This window comes from Parahoeflea alexandrii, assembly GCF_027214025.1.
Lineage (GTDB): Bacteria > Pseudomonadota > Alphaproteobacteria > Rhizobiales > Rhizobiaceae > Hoeflea > Hoeflea alexandrii_A.
Genome location: NZ_JAPWHB010000005.1, coordinates 23,696 through 39,906 on the forward strand (window position 1 = coordinate 23,696; position 16,211 = coordinate 39,906).

16 protein-coding genes are annotated in these 16,211 nt (G+C 58.9%); all 16 read left to right on the top strand.

Translation table 11 applies throughout. The features are described from left to right. The first annotated feature begins 13 nt into the window (after positions 1–13). A complete protein-coding gene (gene flgA, locus O4H62_RS16620) occupies positions 14–496 on the top strand; it encodes a flagellar basal body P-ring formation chaperone FlgA (protein ID WP_430538452.1) in 483 nt (160 codons plus the stop codon). A gap of 101 nt (positions 497–597) precedes the next feature. Then, positions 598–1,692, top strand: a complete 1,095-nt coding sequence (locus tag O4H62_RS16625) for a flagellar basal body P-ring protein FlgI (protein ID WP_269390273.1) — start codon at positions 598–600, stop codon at positions 1,690–1,692. Then, the gene (locus O4H62_RS16630) at positions 1,689–2,216 is read left to right on the top strand and encodes a MotE family protein (RefSeq protein ID WP_269389547.1); all 528 of its coding nucleotides are present in this window, start codon (positions 1,689–1,691) and stop codon (positions 2,214–2,216) included. Before O4H62_RS16625 ends, O4H62_RS16630 begins: the two co-directional genes overlap by 4 nt. Next, positions 2,213–2,917 (top strand): flagellar basal body L-ring protein FlgH, encoded by a 705-nt coding sequence (gene flgH / locus O4H62_RS16635; RefSeq protein ID WP_269389549.1) that lies wholly within the window; start codon positions 2,213–2,215, stop codon positions 2,915–2,917. The genes O4H62_RS16630 and flgH overlap by 4 nt, the downstream gene beginning before the upstream one ends. 11 nt (positions 2,918–2,928) lie before the next feature. Beyond that, entirely contained in the window at positions 2,929–3,432 is a 504-nt protein-coding gene (locus O4H62_RS16640) for a flagellar basal body-associated FliL family protein (protein WP_269389551.1), read from the top strand. Next, a complete protein-coding gene (gene fliP, locus O4H62_RS16645) occupies positions 3,429–4,166 on the top strand; it encodes a flagellar type III secretion system pore protein FliP (protein ID WP_269389553.1) in 738 nt (245 codons plus the stop codon). The genes O4H62_RS16640 and fliP overlap by 4 nt, the downstream gene beginning before the upstream one ends. A 311-nt stretch (positions 4,167–4,477) precedes the next feature. Beyond that, a complete protein-coding gene (locus O4H62_RS16650) occupies positions 4,478–5,449 on the top strand; it encodes a flagellin (RefSeq protein WP_269389555.1) in 972 nt (323 codons plus the stop codon). Positions 5,450–5,729: 280 nt separating this feature from the next. Beyond that, entirely contained in the window at positions 5,730–6,701 is a 972-nt protein-coding gene (locus tag O4H62_RS16655; RefSeq protein ID WP_269389556.1) for a flagellin, read from the top strand. A 381-nt stretch (positions 6,702–7,082) separates the two neighbouring features. After that, the gene (locus O4H62_RS16660; RefSeq protein WP_269390274.1) at positions 7,083–8,057 is read left to right on the top strand and encodes a flagellin; all 975 of its coding nucleotides are present in this window, start codon (positions 7,083–7,085) and stop codon (positions 8,055–8,057) included. 307 nt (positions 8,058–8,364) lie between these two features. Then, a complete protein-coding gene (locus tag O4H62_RS16665) occupies positions 8,365–8,982 on the top strand; it encodes a hypothetical protein (RefSeq protein ID WP_269389557.1) in 618 nt (205 codons plus the stop codon). Next, positions 8,982–10,268, top strand: coding sequence for a MotB family protein (locus O4H62_RS16670; protein ID WP_269389559.1), 1,287 nt, complete (start codon positions 8,982–8,984; stop codon positions 10,266–10,268). The genes O4H62_RS16665 and O4H62_RS16670 overlap by 1 nt, the downstream gene beginning before the upstream one ends. Continuing rightward, on the top strand, positions 10,268–11,806 hold the full coding sequence (locus tag O4H62_RS16675; protein WP_269389560.1) for a chemotaxis protein: 1,539 nt from the start codon (positions 10,268–10,270) through the stop codon (positions 11,804–11,806). Before O4H62_RS16670 ends, O4H62_RS16675 begins: the two co-directional genes overlap by 1 nt. Before the next feature lie 18 nt (positions 11,807–11,824). Then, positions 11,825–13,330: a flagellar hook-length control protein FliK gene (locus tag O4H62_RS16680; protein ID WP_269389563.1), complete on the top strand. Its 1,506-nt coding sequence runs from the start codon at positions 11,825–11,827 to the stop codon at positions 13,328–13,330. Continuing rightward, the gene (locus O4H62_RS16685) at positions 13,272–13,850 is read left to right on the top strand and encodes a transglycosylase SLT domain-containing protein (RefSeq protein ID WP_430538454.1); all 579 of its coding nucleotides are present in this window, start codon (positions 13,272–13,274) and stop codon (positions 13,848–13,850) included. Before O4H62_RS16680 ends, O4H62_RS16685 begins: the two co-directional genes overlap by 59 nt. A 281-nt stretch (positions 13,851–14,131) precedes the next feature. Further along, positions 14,132–14,803 (top strand): response regulator transcription factor, encoded by a 672-nt coding sequence (locus O4H62_RS16690; protein WP_269389565.1) that lies wholly within the window; start codon positions 14,132–14,134, stop codon positions 14,801–14,803. Between the two features lie 118 nt (positions 14,804–14,921). Beyond that, on the top strand, positions 14,922–16,184 hold the full coding sequence (locus O4H62_RS16695; RefSeq protein WP_269389567.1) for a flagellar hook protein FlgE: 1,263 nt from the start codon (positions 14,922–14,924) through the stop codon (positions 16,182–16,184). Positions 16,185–16,211: the final 27 nt, after the last annotated feature.

Consider the following 16,211-nt stretch of genomic DNA (forward strand, 5'->3'; position numbering starts at 1 on the left):
GGACAAGGCAGACATGACGTTTCGCCCAGTATCGCCTTTGCAAGGCCTCATTCGCGCGGCCGCTGTGCTGCTTGGCCTGCTCTGCGCCATGCCCCTGGCGCAGGCCGGTCGCGGCACTGCGGTGGTCCCGGAACGGACCATCTATCCCGGCGAGGAAATCCTGTCGGAAGCGGTCCGCGAGGTCGAGGTCACCAATCCGAACCTGCGCGGCGGCTATGCCGAGATCACCAGCGAAGTGCTAGGCAAGGTGACAACCCGCACATTGCTGCCGGGCCGCACCATTCCGGTCGCGGCGTTGCGCGATTCCTGGGCCGTCGAGCGTGGCAAGACGGTTCAGCTGATATTCAGCGGCAAGGGCTTGACCATCACGGCAATGGGCACACCGCTTGAAAATGCGGCGATTGGCGATTTCATCCGTGTCCGTAACGTGGAAACCGGCGTTATCATCTCCGGTACGGTGATGGACAACGGCAGCATTCGGGTGGCGGCGAAATGATCCGCACGGTCACCAAGATAGTCGGCATCTGGATCGCCATGCTTGTCCTGGCCGGTTCCGGGCCGGGCCCGGCGACGGGTACGGGAACCGGGACCGCGTCCATGGAGCAGTTTGCCTCCGGAGCGGGGCTGAGCTTCATCCGGCCCGCCGGCGCCTCATCTCGCATCAAGGATATCGCCTCGCTTCAGGCTGGCCGCGACAACCAGCTCATCGGCTATGGCCTTGTCGTCGGATTGCAGGGCACCGGCGATGGTCTCCGCAACTCGCCGTTTACCGAGCAGTCGCTGCGCGCCATGTTGCAAAACCTCGGCATCTCCACCGAAGGCGGCGCCTCGCGCGTCAACAATGTTGCGGCCGTGATCGTCACGGCCAATCTGCCCCCCTTTGCCAGCCTTGGTTCGCGGATCGATGTTACCGTTTCCTCTCTCGGCGATGCGACCTCGCTGCGTGGCGGTACACTGGTCATGACCTCGTTGTCCGGGCCGGACGGACAGATCTACGCCGTCGCGCAGGGCTCGGTGATCGTCTCGGCGATCAATGCGCAGGGCGATGCGGCCACCTTGCAGCAGGGCACCGCCACTGCGGGACGGTTGCCCGGTGGCGCCATCATCGAACGCGAGATCCCGGCAACATTCAAGCAGGTTGACGGGCTGGTCTACCAGCTTCGTAATCCCGATTTCACCACTGCTGTGGGAATGGCCGACGTCATCAACGCGTTTTCCGAAGCACGCTATGGCACCGCCATCGCCGAAGCTCGTGATTCAACCACGGTGGCGGTTCGCAAGCCACCGCGGGCTGACCTTGCACGGCTGACTGCGGAGCTCGAGGGCCTGGTCGTCGAAACGGATTCGCCCGCCCGCGTCGTGGTCAACGAGCGGACCGGCACCATTGTCATCGGCAATGACGTCCGCATCTCCAGGGTCGCGGTCAGTCACGGAACGCTGACCGTACAGATCAATGAGACGCCGACGGTTGTGCAGCCGTTGCCGTTCTCCGATGGGGTGACGGCAGTCGAACCGCTCACCGACATCACCGCAGGCGTCGACGGTGGCCAGGTCGCCATCATCGACGGCCCGGACCTCAGAACGCTGGTGGCCGGCCTCAATTCGATCGGCGTCAAGCCTGACGGCATCATTGCCATCCTGCAGGGCATCAAGTCCGCCGGCGCGCTGCATGCGGAACTGGTGCTGCAATGATTGCGGCCCGACAGCCTGCCTCGCGCAGATGGGCCCGCGGCGCAGGCGCCGCGGCGGTCATCATGCTGGGCATGATCGCGCCTGGTGCATTTGCGCAGCAGGCGCCGGCGCCGAGCCTCGAAGATGAGATCCGTGCGTTTTGCGGCAACATTGCCGACGCCGCGCGCGACCAGCGCTATCTTCTTCAGAAGAAGGAACTCGAGGATCTTCAGGCCGGCGTCGACGAGAGAATCCGCCTGCTCGAGGAGCGAACCCTGAAATACCGCGACTGGCTGAAGAAACGTGAAGACTTCATGCGGGTCGCCGACACGCAACTGGTTGAAATCTACAAGAACATGGCGCCGGACTCCGCTGCCAAGCAGCTGGAAATCGTCAAGCCTGGGATCGCGGCGGCAATCGTCATGAAACTCAGCCCGCGGCTGGCAAGCCAGATTCTCAACGAGATGGATACCAAGAAGGCCGCGGCGTTGGCGAGCATTCTCGCCGCGGCCGCAGCACCCGAGCAAACCGAGGATCCGTCATGATTAGGGCCATAGCTGCCACCGTTCTTGCGCTCACCCTGGCCGGATGCAATTCGCAGACGATCAAGGAGATTGGCCAGGCGCCTTCGATGAGTCCGGTGGGCTCGGGCCTTGCCTATGGCGAAACCCCCCAAATGGCGGCTTATCCAAAGCAGCCGCCCGTGCGCTCGAGCAATTTCTCCTTGTGGGATGACCGGCGGTCGAAACTGTTCCAGGACGCCCGCGCGGTCAGTATCGGCGACATTCTCACGGTCGATCTCGCCATCAACGACAAGGCCAGCTTCGACAACGCCACCGACCGGAGCCGGAAGAACTCCAGCGGGATGAACATGGGGCTCAACCTCCCGGCGATCAGCACGATTAGTTCGGGTGACCTCAACTATGGTTCGAACACATCGACCAAGGGAACCGGCACGACGGCCCGGTCGGAAAAATTGCAGCTGCGCGTGGCCGCTGTTGTCACCGGGATCCTGCAGAACGGCAATCTGGTGATCAGCGGCAGCCAGGAAGTGCGGGTCAACCAGGAACTTCGCATTCTCAATGTCGCCGGTATCGTGCGACCGCTGGACGTGGATCACAACAACACCGTGGCCTACGACAAGATCGCCGAAGCCCGCGTCTCCTACGGTGGCCGTGGCCGTTTGACCGAAGTCCAGCAGCCACCCTACGGGCAGCAGCTTGTCGACATTCTTTCTCCGATTTGATGGCATGATCCATGGCTGACTTTGACAGCGCAGAAGAAGACGGTGGCAAGAAGAAGTCCGGACTTGTCATCACCATAGCGATCGTGCTGGTCCTCAGCCTGATCGCTGCCGGTGGCGGCTGGATGGTGGGCGGTCTGATTGCGCCGCAGGTGGACCAGCCCGAAACGGCAGCCGCTGAGCAGGCTCACGGGAAAGACGAGAAAAAAGAGGACAAAGCCGAGGACAAACCCCGGGAAAACGTCGTTGCGCTTGAGCCGATCACCACAAACCTGTCATACCCTTCTGACAACTGGATCCGAGTCGAAGTCTCGCTTGTGTTTACCAATGAACCCGACGATGCCATTGCCGACCAGATCCATCAGGACATTCTTGCCTATCTGCGGACCGTGTCGCTTCAGCAGATAGAAGGACCGCGTGGCTTTCAGTATTTGCGCGAGGACCTGCGTGAACGCGTGAAACTGCGGTCGGAAGGCCGCGTCAACGATCTCCTTTTGAGGACATTTGTGATCGAATGATTCGATTTTTATCAGCCTTTGCAGCCATGATGGCATTTGCAACGGCGGCGCAGGCCCAGATCCTGGACCCGAATTTGCTGCAGGCGCCGGTCGACGGTTCGGTTGCGAGCTGGATCATCCGCACCTTCGGGCTGTTGACCGTCCTGTCCGTTGCGCCGGGCATCCTGATCATGGTGACCAGCTTTCCGCGGTTCATCATTGCCTTCGCCATCCTGCGTTCAGGCATGGGGCTGGCCACAACACCCGCCAACATGATCCTGGTCAGCCTTTCCCTCTTCATGACCTTCTATGTCATGGCCCCGACATTCGACCGGGCTTGGGAAACCGGCGTCAGTCCGCTTCTTGAAAACCAGGTCACGGAGCAGGAAGCAATCGGCCTGATCGCCGATCCGTTTCGCGAGTTCATGCTGGTCAACACGCGCCCCAAGGATCTGACCTTGTTCATCGACATCGCCGACGAGCGCGGCCAGTCGACAGAAACGGACGGCAAGATCGACATGCGCGTGCTGGTTCCAGCCTTCATGATTTCTGAAATCCGGCGCGGATTTGAAATCGGCTTCCTTGTGGTTCTGCCGTTTCTGGTGATCGATCTGGTGGTGGCGACCATCACCATGTCGATGGGCATGATGATGCTGCCGCCGACGGCCATATCGCTGCCTTTCAAGATCTTGTTTTTTGTCCTGATCGACGGCTGGAACCTGATGGTGGGAAGCCTGGTGCGGTCCTTCGTCTGATCGTCGGCAAGGCACTTCCGATCCCTTTGTCCAGCGCGCCGGATGACGCCGCCATGCGGTGTTCTGTCCGCCCAATTGACCGCGACATCCATTTAAGTCAGCGTTAACCATATTGAAATTACGCGCTATTTCGGCTTTCGATTAATCAATTCGAAAGTCCTCGCTGTGATTATGGTGCCAACATGACGGGGAGGAACACCTTTGCGAAGTCAGAGGGTTCCGACAGGCATGATGCCGAACCGCATGACCGGTAAATCAATAAGCCCGGTATGTCCCTCATCAGTTTTGCGTTTTTTTAAAGGGACAATCCCATGACTAGCATCATGACCAACTCCGCAGCTATGTCTGCACTCGCCACTCTTCGTTCGATCAACAACGACATGGAAACGACGCAGAACCGCGTCTCGTCCGGCTATCGTGTTGAATCGGCCGCGGACAATGCTGCCTACTGGTCGATCGCCACAACCATGCGTTCGGACAACAAGGCTCTCTCCACCGTTCAGGACGCACTCGGCCTCGGCGCCGCCAAGGTTGACGTTGCCTACACGGGTATGAACTCGGCCATCGATGTGGTCTCCGAAATCAAGGCAAAGCTGGTTGCTGCCCGCGAGCCTGGCGTTGACAAGACCAAGATCGACAAGGAACTGACAGAGCTCAAGAACCAGCTGATTTCGATCTCTGAATCGGCATCGTTCTCGGGTGAAAACTGGCTCAACAACACCACCGCCACTGTAGCCGGTACCAAGTCAATCGTCGGCGGCTTCAACCGTGATGCCAGCAACAACGTTTCCATCACCACGCTTGATGTCGACACCAGCAAGACGACTCTGATTGCTTCTGCTGCCGGCGATGCACAGTTCGGCCTCCTGACCAAGGACGTCGACTCCGATGCACTCGATCCCGCTGGTCTCTCCTCGGACGGAGAGTTCTTCCTGCTCGACAACGGTGCCACCACCGCAGCGTCAGGTACCGAGATTAAGCTCACCGCATCAACCTCGGATTCCCAGGTCACCTCGATGATCCGGGTTGTTGACTCGATCTTGCTTCAGATGACGGATGCGGCCTCCAACCTCGGCGCGGTCAACAAGCGGGTCTCCATGCAGGAAGACTTCGTCGCCAACCTGATGGGCTCGATCTCCAAGGGCGTCGGTCGTCTTGTCGATGCGGACATGAACGAGGAATCGACTCGCCTGAAGGCCCTGCAGACGCAGCAGCAGCTGGGCATCCAGGCGCTCTCGATCGCCAACTCCAGCTCGCAGAACATCCTGCAGCTCTTCCGTTAAGGAACCCGCCAGCTCTGATCTCAGAGTTGAGCAAACCAGGACGCCGGGGCGAAATCCCCGGCGTTTTGCGTTTTGATTCAAGCAAATAGCAAAATTCCAAAAAAACTGGCAGAGCGATCCTGGGTTAAGTGTTCGGTAACCATAACCTGCGATTTTCGATCTCAAGAAATAGTGGGTCGTTGATCGGAAGAGACCGGAAGCGACGGGCATGATGCCTGGCCACTGTTGCCGGTAACCGAGTCCGGTATGTCCCGAGTAATTTGTCTAAAGGGACAATTCCATGACAAGCATCATGACCAACTCCGCAGCAATGGCTGCACTCGCCACCCTGCGTTCGATCAACTCCGACATGGAAACGACGCAGAACCGCGTTTCGTCCGGTTACCGGGTTGAAACGGCCGCGGACAACGCTGCCTACTGGTCGATCGCAACAACCATGCGTTCGGACAACAAGGCAATGTCGACCGTCAAGGACGCCCTTGGCCTCGGCGCCGCCAAGGTTGACGTTGCCTACACGGGTATGAACTCGGCCATCGATGTGGTCTCCGAAATCAAGGCAAAGCTGGTTGCTGCCCGCGAGCCTGGCGTTGACAAGACCAAGATCGACAAGGAACTGACAGAGCTCAAGAACCAGCTGATTTCGATCTCTGAATCGGCATCGTTCTCGGGTGAAAACTGGCTCAACAACACCACCGCCACTGTAGCCGGTACCAAGTCAATCGTCGGTGGCTTCAACCGTGATGCCAGCAACAACATTTCCCTCACCACGCTTGATATCGACACCAGCAAGACGACTTTGATTGCTTCTGCTGCCGGCGATGCGCAGTTCGGCCTCCTGACCAAGGACGTCGACTCCGATGCACTCGATCCTGAGGGTCTCTCCTCGGACGGCGAGTTCTTCCTGCTCGACAACGGTGCCACCACCGCAGCGTCAGGTACTGAGATTAAGCTCACCGCATCAACCTCGGATTCCCAGGTCACTTCGATGATCCGGGTCGTTGACTCGATCTTGCTTCAGATGACGGATGCGGCCTCCAACCTCGGTGCGGTCAACAAGCGGGTCTCCATGCAGGAAGACTTCGTCGCCAACCTGATGGACTCGATCAGCAGCGGTGTCGGACGTCTTGTCGATGCGGACATGAACGAGGAATCGACTCGCCTGAAGGCCCTGCAGACACAGCAGCAACTGGGCATCCAGTCGCTGTCGATCGCCAACTCCAACTCGGAAAACATCCTGCAGCTCTTCCGTTAAGAGCATCCAGGACCGGGGCCGCCTCAAGGCGGCTTCCGATGGCAGAATTCGAAAGGCCGCATCGGAAACGATGCGGCCTTTCGCGCTTTCGGGCAAGCCGGGTCGGCGCAAATCTTCCGGCTTTGTGTGCGCCGCGGTAACTTCTTGAATTCATCTATTTCTGTGACAGCTAAAACAGGAGAAGCTGAGATGCTCAATATGGCCCTGTTACTAGATTTAGGGGTTGAATTAACCCCTCGTTAACCATAAACGTTTACCTCTTAGTTACCGACGATGAACCGGAAGTTAATGGCAAAGGCCGATCCGGTAGCATGATGCAAGTTCATCGTAACCGGGATTGTGGCCGGTATGTCCCTGGGCAATTATAGGGGGCATTTAAATATGACCAGCATCATGACCAACGCAGCCGCGATGGCTGCACTGAAGACTCTTCGTACCATCAACTCCGAAATGCAAACAACGCAAGCGCGGGTATCATCGGGCTATCGCGTTGAAACCGCCGGCGACAACGCGGCTTACTGGTCGATCGCAACAACCATGCGTTCGGACAACAAGGCGCTTTCAACGGTGAAAGACGCCCTTGGCCTCGGCGCCGCGAAAGTGGACATTGCCTATACCGGCATGAGTTCCTCGATCGACGTGGTCTCCGAAATCAAGGCAAAGCTGGTTGCGGCCCGCGAGCCTGGCGTTGACAAGACCAAGATCGACAAGGAACTGACAGAGCTCAAGAACCAGCTGATTTCGATCTCTGAATCGGCATCGTTCTCGGGTGAAAACTGGCTCAACAACACCACGGCTACCGTAGCCGGTACCAAGGAAATCGTCGCCGGCTTCAACCGTGATACCAACAACAACGTTTCCATCACCACATTGGACGTCGACACCAGCAAAACGACCTTGATTGCTTCCGGTGCCGGCGATGCGCAGTTCGGCCTCCTGACCAAGGACGTCGACTCCGATGCACTCGATCCGGATGGTCTCTCCACGGACGGAGCCTTCTACCTGCTCGACAATGGTGCCACCACCGCAGCGACGGGTGCCGAGATAAAGCTCACCGCGGGTACCCAGGATTCCGAGGTTGCCTCGATGATCCGGGTTGTTGACTCGATCTTGCTTCAGATGACGGATGCGGCCTCAAACCTTGGTGCGATCAACAGCCGTGTCTCCATGCAGGAAGACTTCGTCGCCAACCTGATGGACTCGATCTCCAAGGGCATCGGCCGTCTTGTTGATGCGGACATGAATGAGGAATCGACTCGACTGAAGGCCCTGCAGACGCAGCAGCAGCTGGGCATCCAGTCGCTGTCGATCGCCAATACCAACTCTGAAAACATCCTTCAGCTCTTCCGTCAGTAAGCCTGGAGTTCCCCCCTAACGGGGGCGCAGAATGAACCTATTCTGCCGTGCCGCCGGTCAACGGACATGGTGGATTGGCTGGTCCGCGCCAAAATTGCCCTTGGTGCGGACCGGCACTCAATTCGTGTGATGACCGGCATTTTGCATCGGGTCGGGCAGCCTGAGGTCATTCTCACACAAGTTTAGCTCTCTAGGTTTCTCACGCGCATGAAGGCGCAGTCGGATTCCGCAGTCCCCGCCTTCTGAATCTGAAGGGAAAGACATTGAACCGGCTATCGTCAGCAATTGCCACCAATCGGAGAGGCTCATGACGGCCAGTTTCGCACGGTACCTTCCTGATTTCGAATTCACCGACATGAGCGGATTTCACGCTGACCAGCATGTGGAAGCCGACGAAAAGCTTGTGGCATTGCCCCATATCGACACCGAAAGCATCCGCGCCGAGGCGAGAGCCGAAGGCGAAGCAATCGCCCGGGCCGAGCTGACGAAGAAATTCGAAGCCGAGCATCTCGCCATCGAAAATCTCCACTCTGCCGAACTAGAGGCATTGCGGGCAGAACTGGAAACCAAAGCCGCCAAAACTATCCCGGATGCGATTGCCGCCCGGAGCGGCGAAATCGCTGACCTGATCGCCGGCGATGTCGAGGCCGTGTTGAAGCCATTGATCGATGAAGCTGTCCGCAAGCGCATTCTCGCCGGTCTGGCCGATGAGATCCGCAAGATCCTGGCGCTCGAGAATGCCAGCCGGATCCGCGTGTCAGGACCGAAAGCTCTCGTCCATGCTTTCAGTGAGCAGGTTGGTATCGACGCTGACCGGCTGACAATCGAGGAAAGCGACGGATTTGACATCGAGGTCGAAGTCAATCGCACCAAGTTTGCCAGCCGCTTGTCCGACTGGTCCAAAGCCCTTGCCGAGGTTCTCTGATGGCGGATGGCGATTCAACACATCAAGGCAAGAATGAAATCATCATCGTTAAGCGACGCGGTGGCGGCGCGGAGGATGGCAGCCACGGTGGTGTCTGGAAAATCGCTTATGCCGACTTCATGACCGCCATGATGGCCTTCTTCCTGGTCATGTGGCTGGTCAACGCCGCCAACGAGGAAAGCAAGGCTTCGGTCGCGAGCTATTTCAATCCAATCAAGCTGATGGATGACAAGCCGACTGATCGCGGTATCAAGAAGGTCGGCAACACGCAGGACGGCGAGGCCAAGGCGCCGAAATCCAAGACCGACGGTGAGGGGAAAACCGACGGTCAGGGCTCCGATGCCGGCAATCAGGAAAACGCCTCGGCCGGCGAGAAGCAGGACTATTCGGAATCCGACTATTTCGAGAACCCGTTCTCGGTCCTGGCCGAAATCGCCCAGGAAACCGGAACCCAGTCCAACATATCCGAGAAGGGCGAAGGCGGAGCCGCGCAATCAGGCCCCTCCACCGGTGCTTCCGGTGGCGAGGCCTACCGCGATCCGTTCGATCCGGATTTCTGGTCCAAGCAGGTCGAACAGGAAAAGAAGACGCTTGAAGACACTCAGGCAATGGTCGCGGCCGACGATTACCAGAGAAACATGGCTCCACCTGATGCTGTCGATGATTTCGGCCTGCAGGACGATCCCTATGCCCAGGCCGGAAACTTCGGCGGCAAGACAGAGGATGGGCCGCAAGGAAGCAAGGCCGCGGAGATCGCCGGCGAGGGCGGTACAGGCACGCAGTCCGAGCTGAGCGAGGCCGAGCAGCAGCAGGCCAGGTTCGAAGCCGAGGCCGACGTCCTCAAGGAGGAAATCGCCAAGGCGCTCGGTGGCGGGGTCGGCAAGCTCGCCGAAGGCCTGACGGTTACGCCCGCCGAGGGCGGCCTGCTGGTTTCGCTCACCGACCAGCTCGATTTCGGCATGTTCAATGTCGGGTCGGCAGTGCCCGGGCGCGATCTGGTGATCGCGATGGAGAAAATCGGCCAATTGCTTGCAAAACGGCCCGGAGCGATCGCGATCCGCGGGCACACCGATGCCCGCCCCTACACATCCGGCAATGACGACAACTGGCGCTTGTCGACGGCACGGGCCCATTCCGCGCTGTTCATGCTGGTCCGCGGCGGCGTGCCCGAGGAACGCATCACCCAGGTTACCGGTTTTGCCGACCGGCGGCTCAAGGACCCGGAAAATCCTTATGCCGAGGTCAATCGCCGCATAGAGATTCTTGTTGAGGCCAAGGGGAGCTGATGGTGCGGCGCGCCCGTCAATTTGCGCCCGTGAGCCTCGCCGTCATTGCGGCGATGTTTGCGTTTGGGGCTCACGCCGAAGAACCGCAGGCGCCTCTTCCCTTCGAACTGTTTCACGGTGCCGAAACCTTCTCCAACACCCTGTCCGAAGGTGCGTCCGATGGGCATGCCGGGTCCGAACCGGAAGCGCATTCCGGGATGGCCGCCGGAGAGCATGCGGATACCGCTCCGGGTGAACCGGACCATGGTGCAGCAGACGCGGCCTCGTCCCAGGAAATCGAAGGCATCAAGGCACCATATTCCGAACCGGGCGAAACCGCCGGCTTCGAGATGGACGACCAGATGGAAGCTCTCGAACCCTACAAGCTGGTCCGGTCGCTGCAGTTTGTGCAGGATGCGGTGGTGCAGGGCGATCATTCGGCGATGGAGATGCAGCGTTTTCTCATCGGCGTCATCGACAGCCGTCTTCGGCAAGCGGACCAGTCGGTCTTTGACGATCCGCGCAATGTCGACGCGGCGCTGATCTACGCCATGAGCGGCGGCAATCCGGCGACGCTCGATATTCTGGCCATCAAGGACAAGTTCGGCAATTTCGACAACGAGGTCACCACCGTACTCAGGGCCTATCTGAACGGCCGCGCCGCCAAGACGCAGACAGAGCTGAGCGAAGTGGTCAAGATCTACCGGGATACGGAGATCGGCCCCTATATCACATTGGTGGCCGCCAATGTGATGGCCGCGCTGAATGACTCGTCGGCCCTGGAACTGTTCGATTGGGCCAGGCTGACCGCTCCCGGAACCCTGGTGGAGGAGGCTGCCCTGAGGCGGTCCCTGTTCATCGCGGCGCAGAAGAACATGGTCGACGAGGCGCTGCATTACGCCCAACTCTATGCCCGTCGCTTCATCAACTCGCCCTATGCGGGCCAGTATGCCGATCTTGTTGTCGATCTCGTGCTGCTCAACTACGAGAAAGTCGGAGATGAGGGGCTCAGCGAGATCCTCTCCTTCATGGATAGGCCAAGAAAGCGCGAGATCTACCTGCGCATCGCCCGCAAGGCGGCGATCACCGGCCTGCGCGAACTTGCAGTGTTTGCTTCCGACCGGGCCGAAGCCCTGCTGGGAGTGAACGACAAGACCCCCCAGGCAATGGCGGAACTCTATTCAGGCATGGCAAAGATACCCACGGATGGTGTTGATGCTGTTCTTCAAAGTATAAATTCTCTTTCAGGGGCCCGTTTGTCGCGGCGCGACCGCGCATTACGGGAAGCGGCAAAGATTGTTGCAGGCGAAGTCGTGAAAAGACCTGTCCCCGACAGCTTCACGCAAGCATACCCTTCCATCATAGCGCAACCGGAAGTGCCGCAAGGTGCCGAAAACATCAAGGCGAAAGCCGGTGAAGAGAAAAAGCCCGGAAGCTCTATTTTCAGACGGACGAGTGTAGCTGAAGAGGAGAGCCGGGCGGCAGAGGAAGAAGCATTCAAGGGTTATGTAGCGGAGCGCAAACAGGCCCTCGAGCGCATAGACAAGCTGCTTGAGTGAATTGAAGAGGAAAGCATCGTGAGTGCACTGGATATGGTGTTGCAGCGTCAAGTGCCTGCACGGCCGGTTGCAAAGGCCGGTGAAGGCTTCACCGGCGCCGATGCTGCCGGGGACGGCAGAAGCGATGCCTTTTCGGCCGCCCTTTCTAATGAAAAACGCAGCGCAGCCGCGGAACCGCAGGACAAGCGCACGGTGGTCGCGGACTCCGACCAGGTCGGGTCAGGCGAAGAAACCGATGCAGGCACTGACAGCGGGGAACCTGATGACCTGATTTCTTCCGGGCCCGGGCAGTCCGACGAGGTTCTCAATCTCCTGTCCGGATTGATGTCCAGTGCGGCCTACTCCGATGACGTCGATCTTGGAAAGACCGCGCAGGGCGAACAGGTTGCGGCTGATGCCGAAGAAATGGCGGCTGGCGCCGATGCCGCCGAGGAAGCGCCTGCAGGCAAGCCGGACGCTGCCGTCATGATCAAGCCTGGCAAGCCAGGGTCGGACGATTCCAGCGTGGCCAGCGCGAATGCTGCTGGAGCCAAGGCGGCGCGGCCTCAGGCTGGGGCTGAGGCAGTTGCAGCCAACGCGTCCCCGACGATCACTGATGCACAGAAGGCAGCCCCTGGCCAGGCAAGCACGGTGCAGCCGGGTCAGCACGCCTCCGCCGATGCCGGGTCGGCAACCGCGGCGCCAGCCACCCTGGCATCCGCAGCCGCAGCGGCGCTGACAGGGCAGGGCACGCAGGCACCGGCTAAGGCTTCGACGACGGAGTCCGGTTCCGACCGGCAGAAGGACCAGGCCGCAATCAGGGAAGTCATGCGCGCCCTTGGCATGGAGGGCGAGGCTCGGCCCGCCGATGATGCCGGGATCCGGGGCCGCAATGCAGGCAGGCAGGGCGACGCTTCCGAGCGAAACAGCGACGAACCGGTCAGCCTCAAGGGCGGCAAGGTCGAAGTGATCGAATCACGGCGGTTCATGCCCGCCCAGACCATGTCGGCGAATGCCCAGTTGGTGACCCGTTCGCTGGTGGATGCGGGCACCACGGCGTTGTCCGCCCAGCGCACGGCGCCGGCGCAACCGGTTGCCCAGACGGGACCGCAGCAGGCAGGGCAAACGCTTCATACCCTCAAGCTTCAACTCAATCCGGTATCGCTTGGCAGTGTCACCGCTGTTTTGAAGCTGTCCGGTGAAGACCTGTCGGTCGAGATCAAGGTCCAGACGGCTGAAGCCTACCGGCAGATCAAGCAAGACAATGAATCGATCATCAAGGCACTCCGTGGTCAGGGCTTTGGCGTTGAGCAGATCACGGTCCAACACGTTGCCGGACCCGACCGTGCTTCAAGCCAGACCGCGCAGCAGGGATTTCAACCGAGCCAGCAGGGACCGGGTTCAAGTGATGCGCAGTCGTCGGGCAACGAGAGCGGGCGCAACAATGCTGGCCGGCAGGGAACCGGTAGCCAGGGAGGGCAAGGCCATGAACAGAGTTCGTATGCTGGTTCTGGCGCTGGTCGCACTGACGGCGTTTATCTCTGACGGGTTGATGCCACGCCAGGCCGAAGCAGCAACCGGTGTCTGCGAGGCCGAGATCCTCGCCGCCGCACGGGCCCACGGCGTGCCGCCCGGCATCCTTCATTCCGTCGGCCTGACGGAGACCGGCCGGAAGGGATCGCTCTATCCCTATGCGCTCAATATCGAAGGCCGCACGGTCTATGCGAAGAACCGCAGCGAAGCACTGCGCGAATTCGAAAAGGCGCGGGCCGAGGGCAAGACCCTGATCGATCTCGGATGCATGCAGATCAATCACCGCTATCATGGCGCTGAATTTAGGTCAGTGAGTGCGATGCTGGATCCGCACGCCAATGTTGAATATGCCGCCCGCTTTCTTGCCCGGCTGCACGCCCGGCACGAAACCTGGACGATGGCCGTGGCGCGCTATCATGCCGGTCCGAACAACGATCCGGCACAGAAAAGATATGTCTGCCGGGTCATCGCAAATCTGATCGCGACCGGTCACGGAGCATGGACGGAACAGGCCAGATCGTTCTGCGGATAGCACAACCTGAAATAGCAGATGACATTTTTCTGCCCGATTTGTAACAATTTGTTTAGAATTAGGCGTTTCTAAACGACGCAAGAAAAAAATTAACCATTTGTTAACTTTTCCCAACATAATTGTGTGTAAGAGCGGTGATGCATACCATATCTAGGCAAATCAGCGGGAAATATGGTTAATCAATTATTAATTGTCACCGGATTCATTTCATAGTTTACCGCGATTCAGCGGATTCGTACTCCTTATGCAACGAGGCACCACACTGATTCGGAGGCGAACGAATGATCGTAGTGGTTGATGATCGGCAATTGGTAAAAGATGGGTACACATCTCTTTTCGGGCGGGAAGGAGTTCCTTCGGCGAGCTTTGATTCCGTCGAATTCGGGGAATGGGTGCACACGGCTGCAGATTCGGATCTGGCGGCGGTAGAGGCTTTCCTGATCGGACATGGAAAACAGATGATGGATCTGCCCAGAGCGATCCGTGATCGCTCTCAGGCTCCTGTGATCGCAGTAAGCGATACACCATCACTTGAATCCACCCTGGCGTTCTACGACAGCGGAGTGGACGACGTGGTGCGCAAGCCGGTTCATCCCCGGGAAATTTTGGCGCGTGCGGCGGCAATCCGCCGTCGGCTCAAGGCGATTACCACTCACATCGAGATCGGTCCCATCCGGGTCTTTTCCGATGGCCGGGATCCCGAGATCGAGGATCGCACCTTTGCGCTGCCCAGGCGCGAACGCCGCATCCTCGAATACCTGGTCGCCAACCGCGGCCGGCGGGTGACCAAGCAGCAGATCTTCAACGCAATCTACGGGATCTTCGACGAAGATGTGGAAGAGAACGTTGTTGAAAGCCACATTTCCAAGCTGCGCAAGAAGCTGCGCAAGCGTCTGGGTTTTGACCCGATCGATTCGAAGCGGTTCCTCGGATACCTGATCGATTGGAAGTAAATGGGAATTGGCCAGCCCAAAAACGCGGTTGGCCACCTCTGTTAGCATCACAAACAATCAGGTTCACGCAAGGCCCGCTCGCTAATCTAAATCGCAGTAGCAAAAGAGGGATTATGCGATGAGCCTTTACGGAATGATGCAAACCGGTGCGTCCGGCATGAACGCACAAGCCAACCGTCTGAGCACCGTTGCAGATAACATTGCGAACTCCAGTACGACTGGATACAAGAAGGCAAGTACGGCATTCTCTTCGCTCATTCTGCCCTCAAGTGCCGGTGCGTACAATTCCGGAGCGGTCAATACGAGTGTACGCTATTCAATCAGCGATGCCGGCCCTCTCGAGTTCACCACCTCCAACACCGACCTGGCTATCGATGGCGATGGCTTCTTCATCGTCAATGACTCTGGCGGCAGGTCTTTCCTGACCAGGGCCGGATCCTTCGTCAAGGATGGCGATGGTAACCTCGTCAATGCTGCCGGCTTCACTCTGATGGGTTATGATTACACCGGCGGCCCTCCGGCGCCTGTTGTCAATGGATTTGATGGCCTGGTTAAGGTGAACGTGCAATCGGCTGGACTGACTGCGACACCTTCAACAACCGGCAATTTCTTCGCCAACCTTGATGATGGTGCGGCCGTTGTTGCGCCAGCCAACTTGCCGTCGGCGAACGCCGCAAACGCTGAATATTCGCATAAAAGCTCTCTGGTTGTGTATGACAATGTCGGCGCGGAAGTCATGCTCGATTTCTACTACACCAAGACCGCCGACGATAACTGGGAAGTTGCTGTTTACAATCGTGCAGATGCTACGCCGGGGACGTCCTTCCCCTATGGTGCGGCTGCTCTGGCGACCCAGAACCTGGTATTCGATCCTGCGCTCAGCGGCGGCCTTGCTGCAGCCAGTCCGACCAGTATTTCGCTGGCCGTACCTGGCGGCGCGGCGCTCACCATAGACCTGGCTGAAATGACGCAGCTCAACTACGAATTTACCGTCGATGATGCAGACGCAAACGGCAACGCACCCAGCGCGGTGACCGATGTCGAGATCTCGGCGGATGGCACAGTGTATGCGAAATATGCAAACGGCGACCTGAAGCCGCTCTATCAGGTGGCGCTGGCCAATGTCCCCAGCCCCGACAATCTCACTCCGCTTCCGGGCAATGTCTACCAGCAGGGGATTGATTCAGGCGTAATCATCACAGGGTTTGCCGGCTCGGGTGGCTTCGGCAATCTGATCGCGGGTGCTCTTGAAGGGTCCAACGTCGACCTTGCCACGGAGCTGACCGACATGATCGCATCCCAGCGCAGCTACACGGCCAATTCCAAGGTCTTCCAGACCGGTTCTGACTTGTTGGACGTCCTCGTAAATCTCAAGCGATAAGTTTCGACTCGGGAGCTAGAAAGAACA

Excerpts from the sequence above, each read along its gene's own strand:
- flgA (WP_430538452.1), top strand. The coding sequence starts at position 14 with ATGACGTTTCGCCCAGTATCGCCTTTGCAAGGCCTCATTCGCGCGGCC.
- O4H62_RS16625 (WP_269390273.1), top strand. The coding sequence starts at position 598 with ATGGAGCAGTTTGCCTCCGGAGCGGGGCTGAGCTTCATCCGGCCCGCC.
- O4H62_RS16630 (WP_269389547.1), top strand. The coding sequence starts at position 1,689 with ATGATTGCGGCCCGACAGCCTGCCTCGCGCAGATGGGCCCGCGGCGCA.
- flgH (WP_269389549.1), top strand. The coding sequence starts at position 2,213 with ATGATTAGGGCCATAGCTGCCACCGTTCTTGCGCTCACCCTGGCCGGA.
- O4H62_RS16640 (WP_269389551.1), top strand. The coding sequence starts at position 2,929 with ATGGCTGACTTTGACAGCGCAGAAGAAGACGGTGGCAAGAAGAAGTCC.
- fliP (WP_269389553.1), top strand. The coding sequence starts at position 3,429 with ATGATTCGATTTTTATCAGCCTTTGCAGCCATGATGGCATTTGCAACG.
- O4H62_RS16650 (WP_269389555.1), top strand. The coding sequence starts at position 4,478 with ATGACTAGCATCATGACCAACTCCGCAGCTATGTCTGCACTCGCCACT.
- O4H62_RS16655 (WP_269389556.1), top strand. The coding sequence starts at position 5,730 with ATGACAAGCATCATGACCAACTCCGCAGCAATGGCTGCACTCGCCACC.
- O4H62_RS16660 (WP_269390274.1), top strand. The coding sequence starts at position 7,083 with ATGACCAGCATCATGACCAACGCAGCCGCGATGGCTGCACTGAAGACT.
- O4H62_RS16665 (WP_269389557.1), top strand. The coding sequence starts at position 8,365 with ATGACGGCCAGTTTCGCACGGTACCTTCCTGATTTCGAATTCACCGAC.
- O4H62_RS16670 (WP_269389559.1), top strand. The coding sequence starts at position 8,982 with ATGGCGGATGGCGATTCAACACATCAAGGCAAGAATGAAATCATCATC.
- O4H62_RS16675 (WP_269389560.1), top strand. The coding sequence starts at position 10,268 with ATGGTGCGGCGCGCCCGTCAATTTGCGCCCGTGAGCCTCGCCGTCATT.
- O4H62_RS16685 (WP_430538454.1), top strand. The coding sequence starts at position 13,272 with ATGAACAGAGTTCGTATGCTGGTTCTGGCGCTGGTCGCACTGACGGCG.
- O4H62_RS16690 (WP_269389565.1), top strand. The coding sequence starts at position 14,132 with ATGATCGTAGTGGTTGATGATCGGCAATTGGTAAAAGATGGGTACACA.
- O4H62_RS16695 (WP_269389567.1), top strand. The coding sequence starts at position 14,922 with ATGAGCCTTTACGGAATGATGCAAACCGGTGCGTCCGGCATGAACGCA.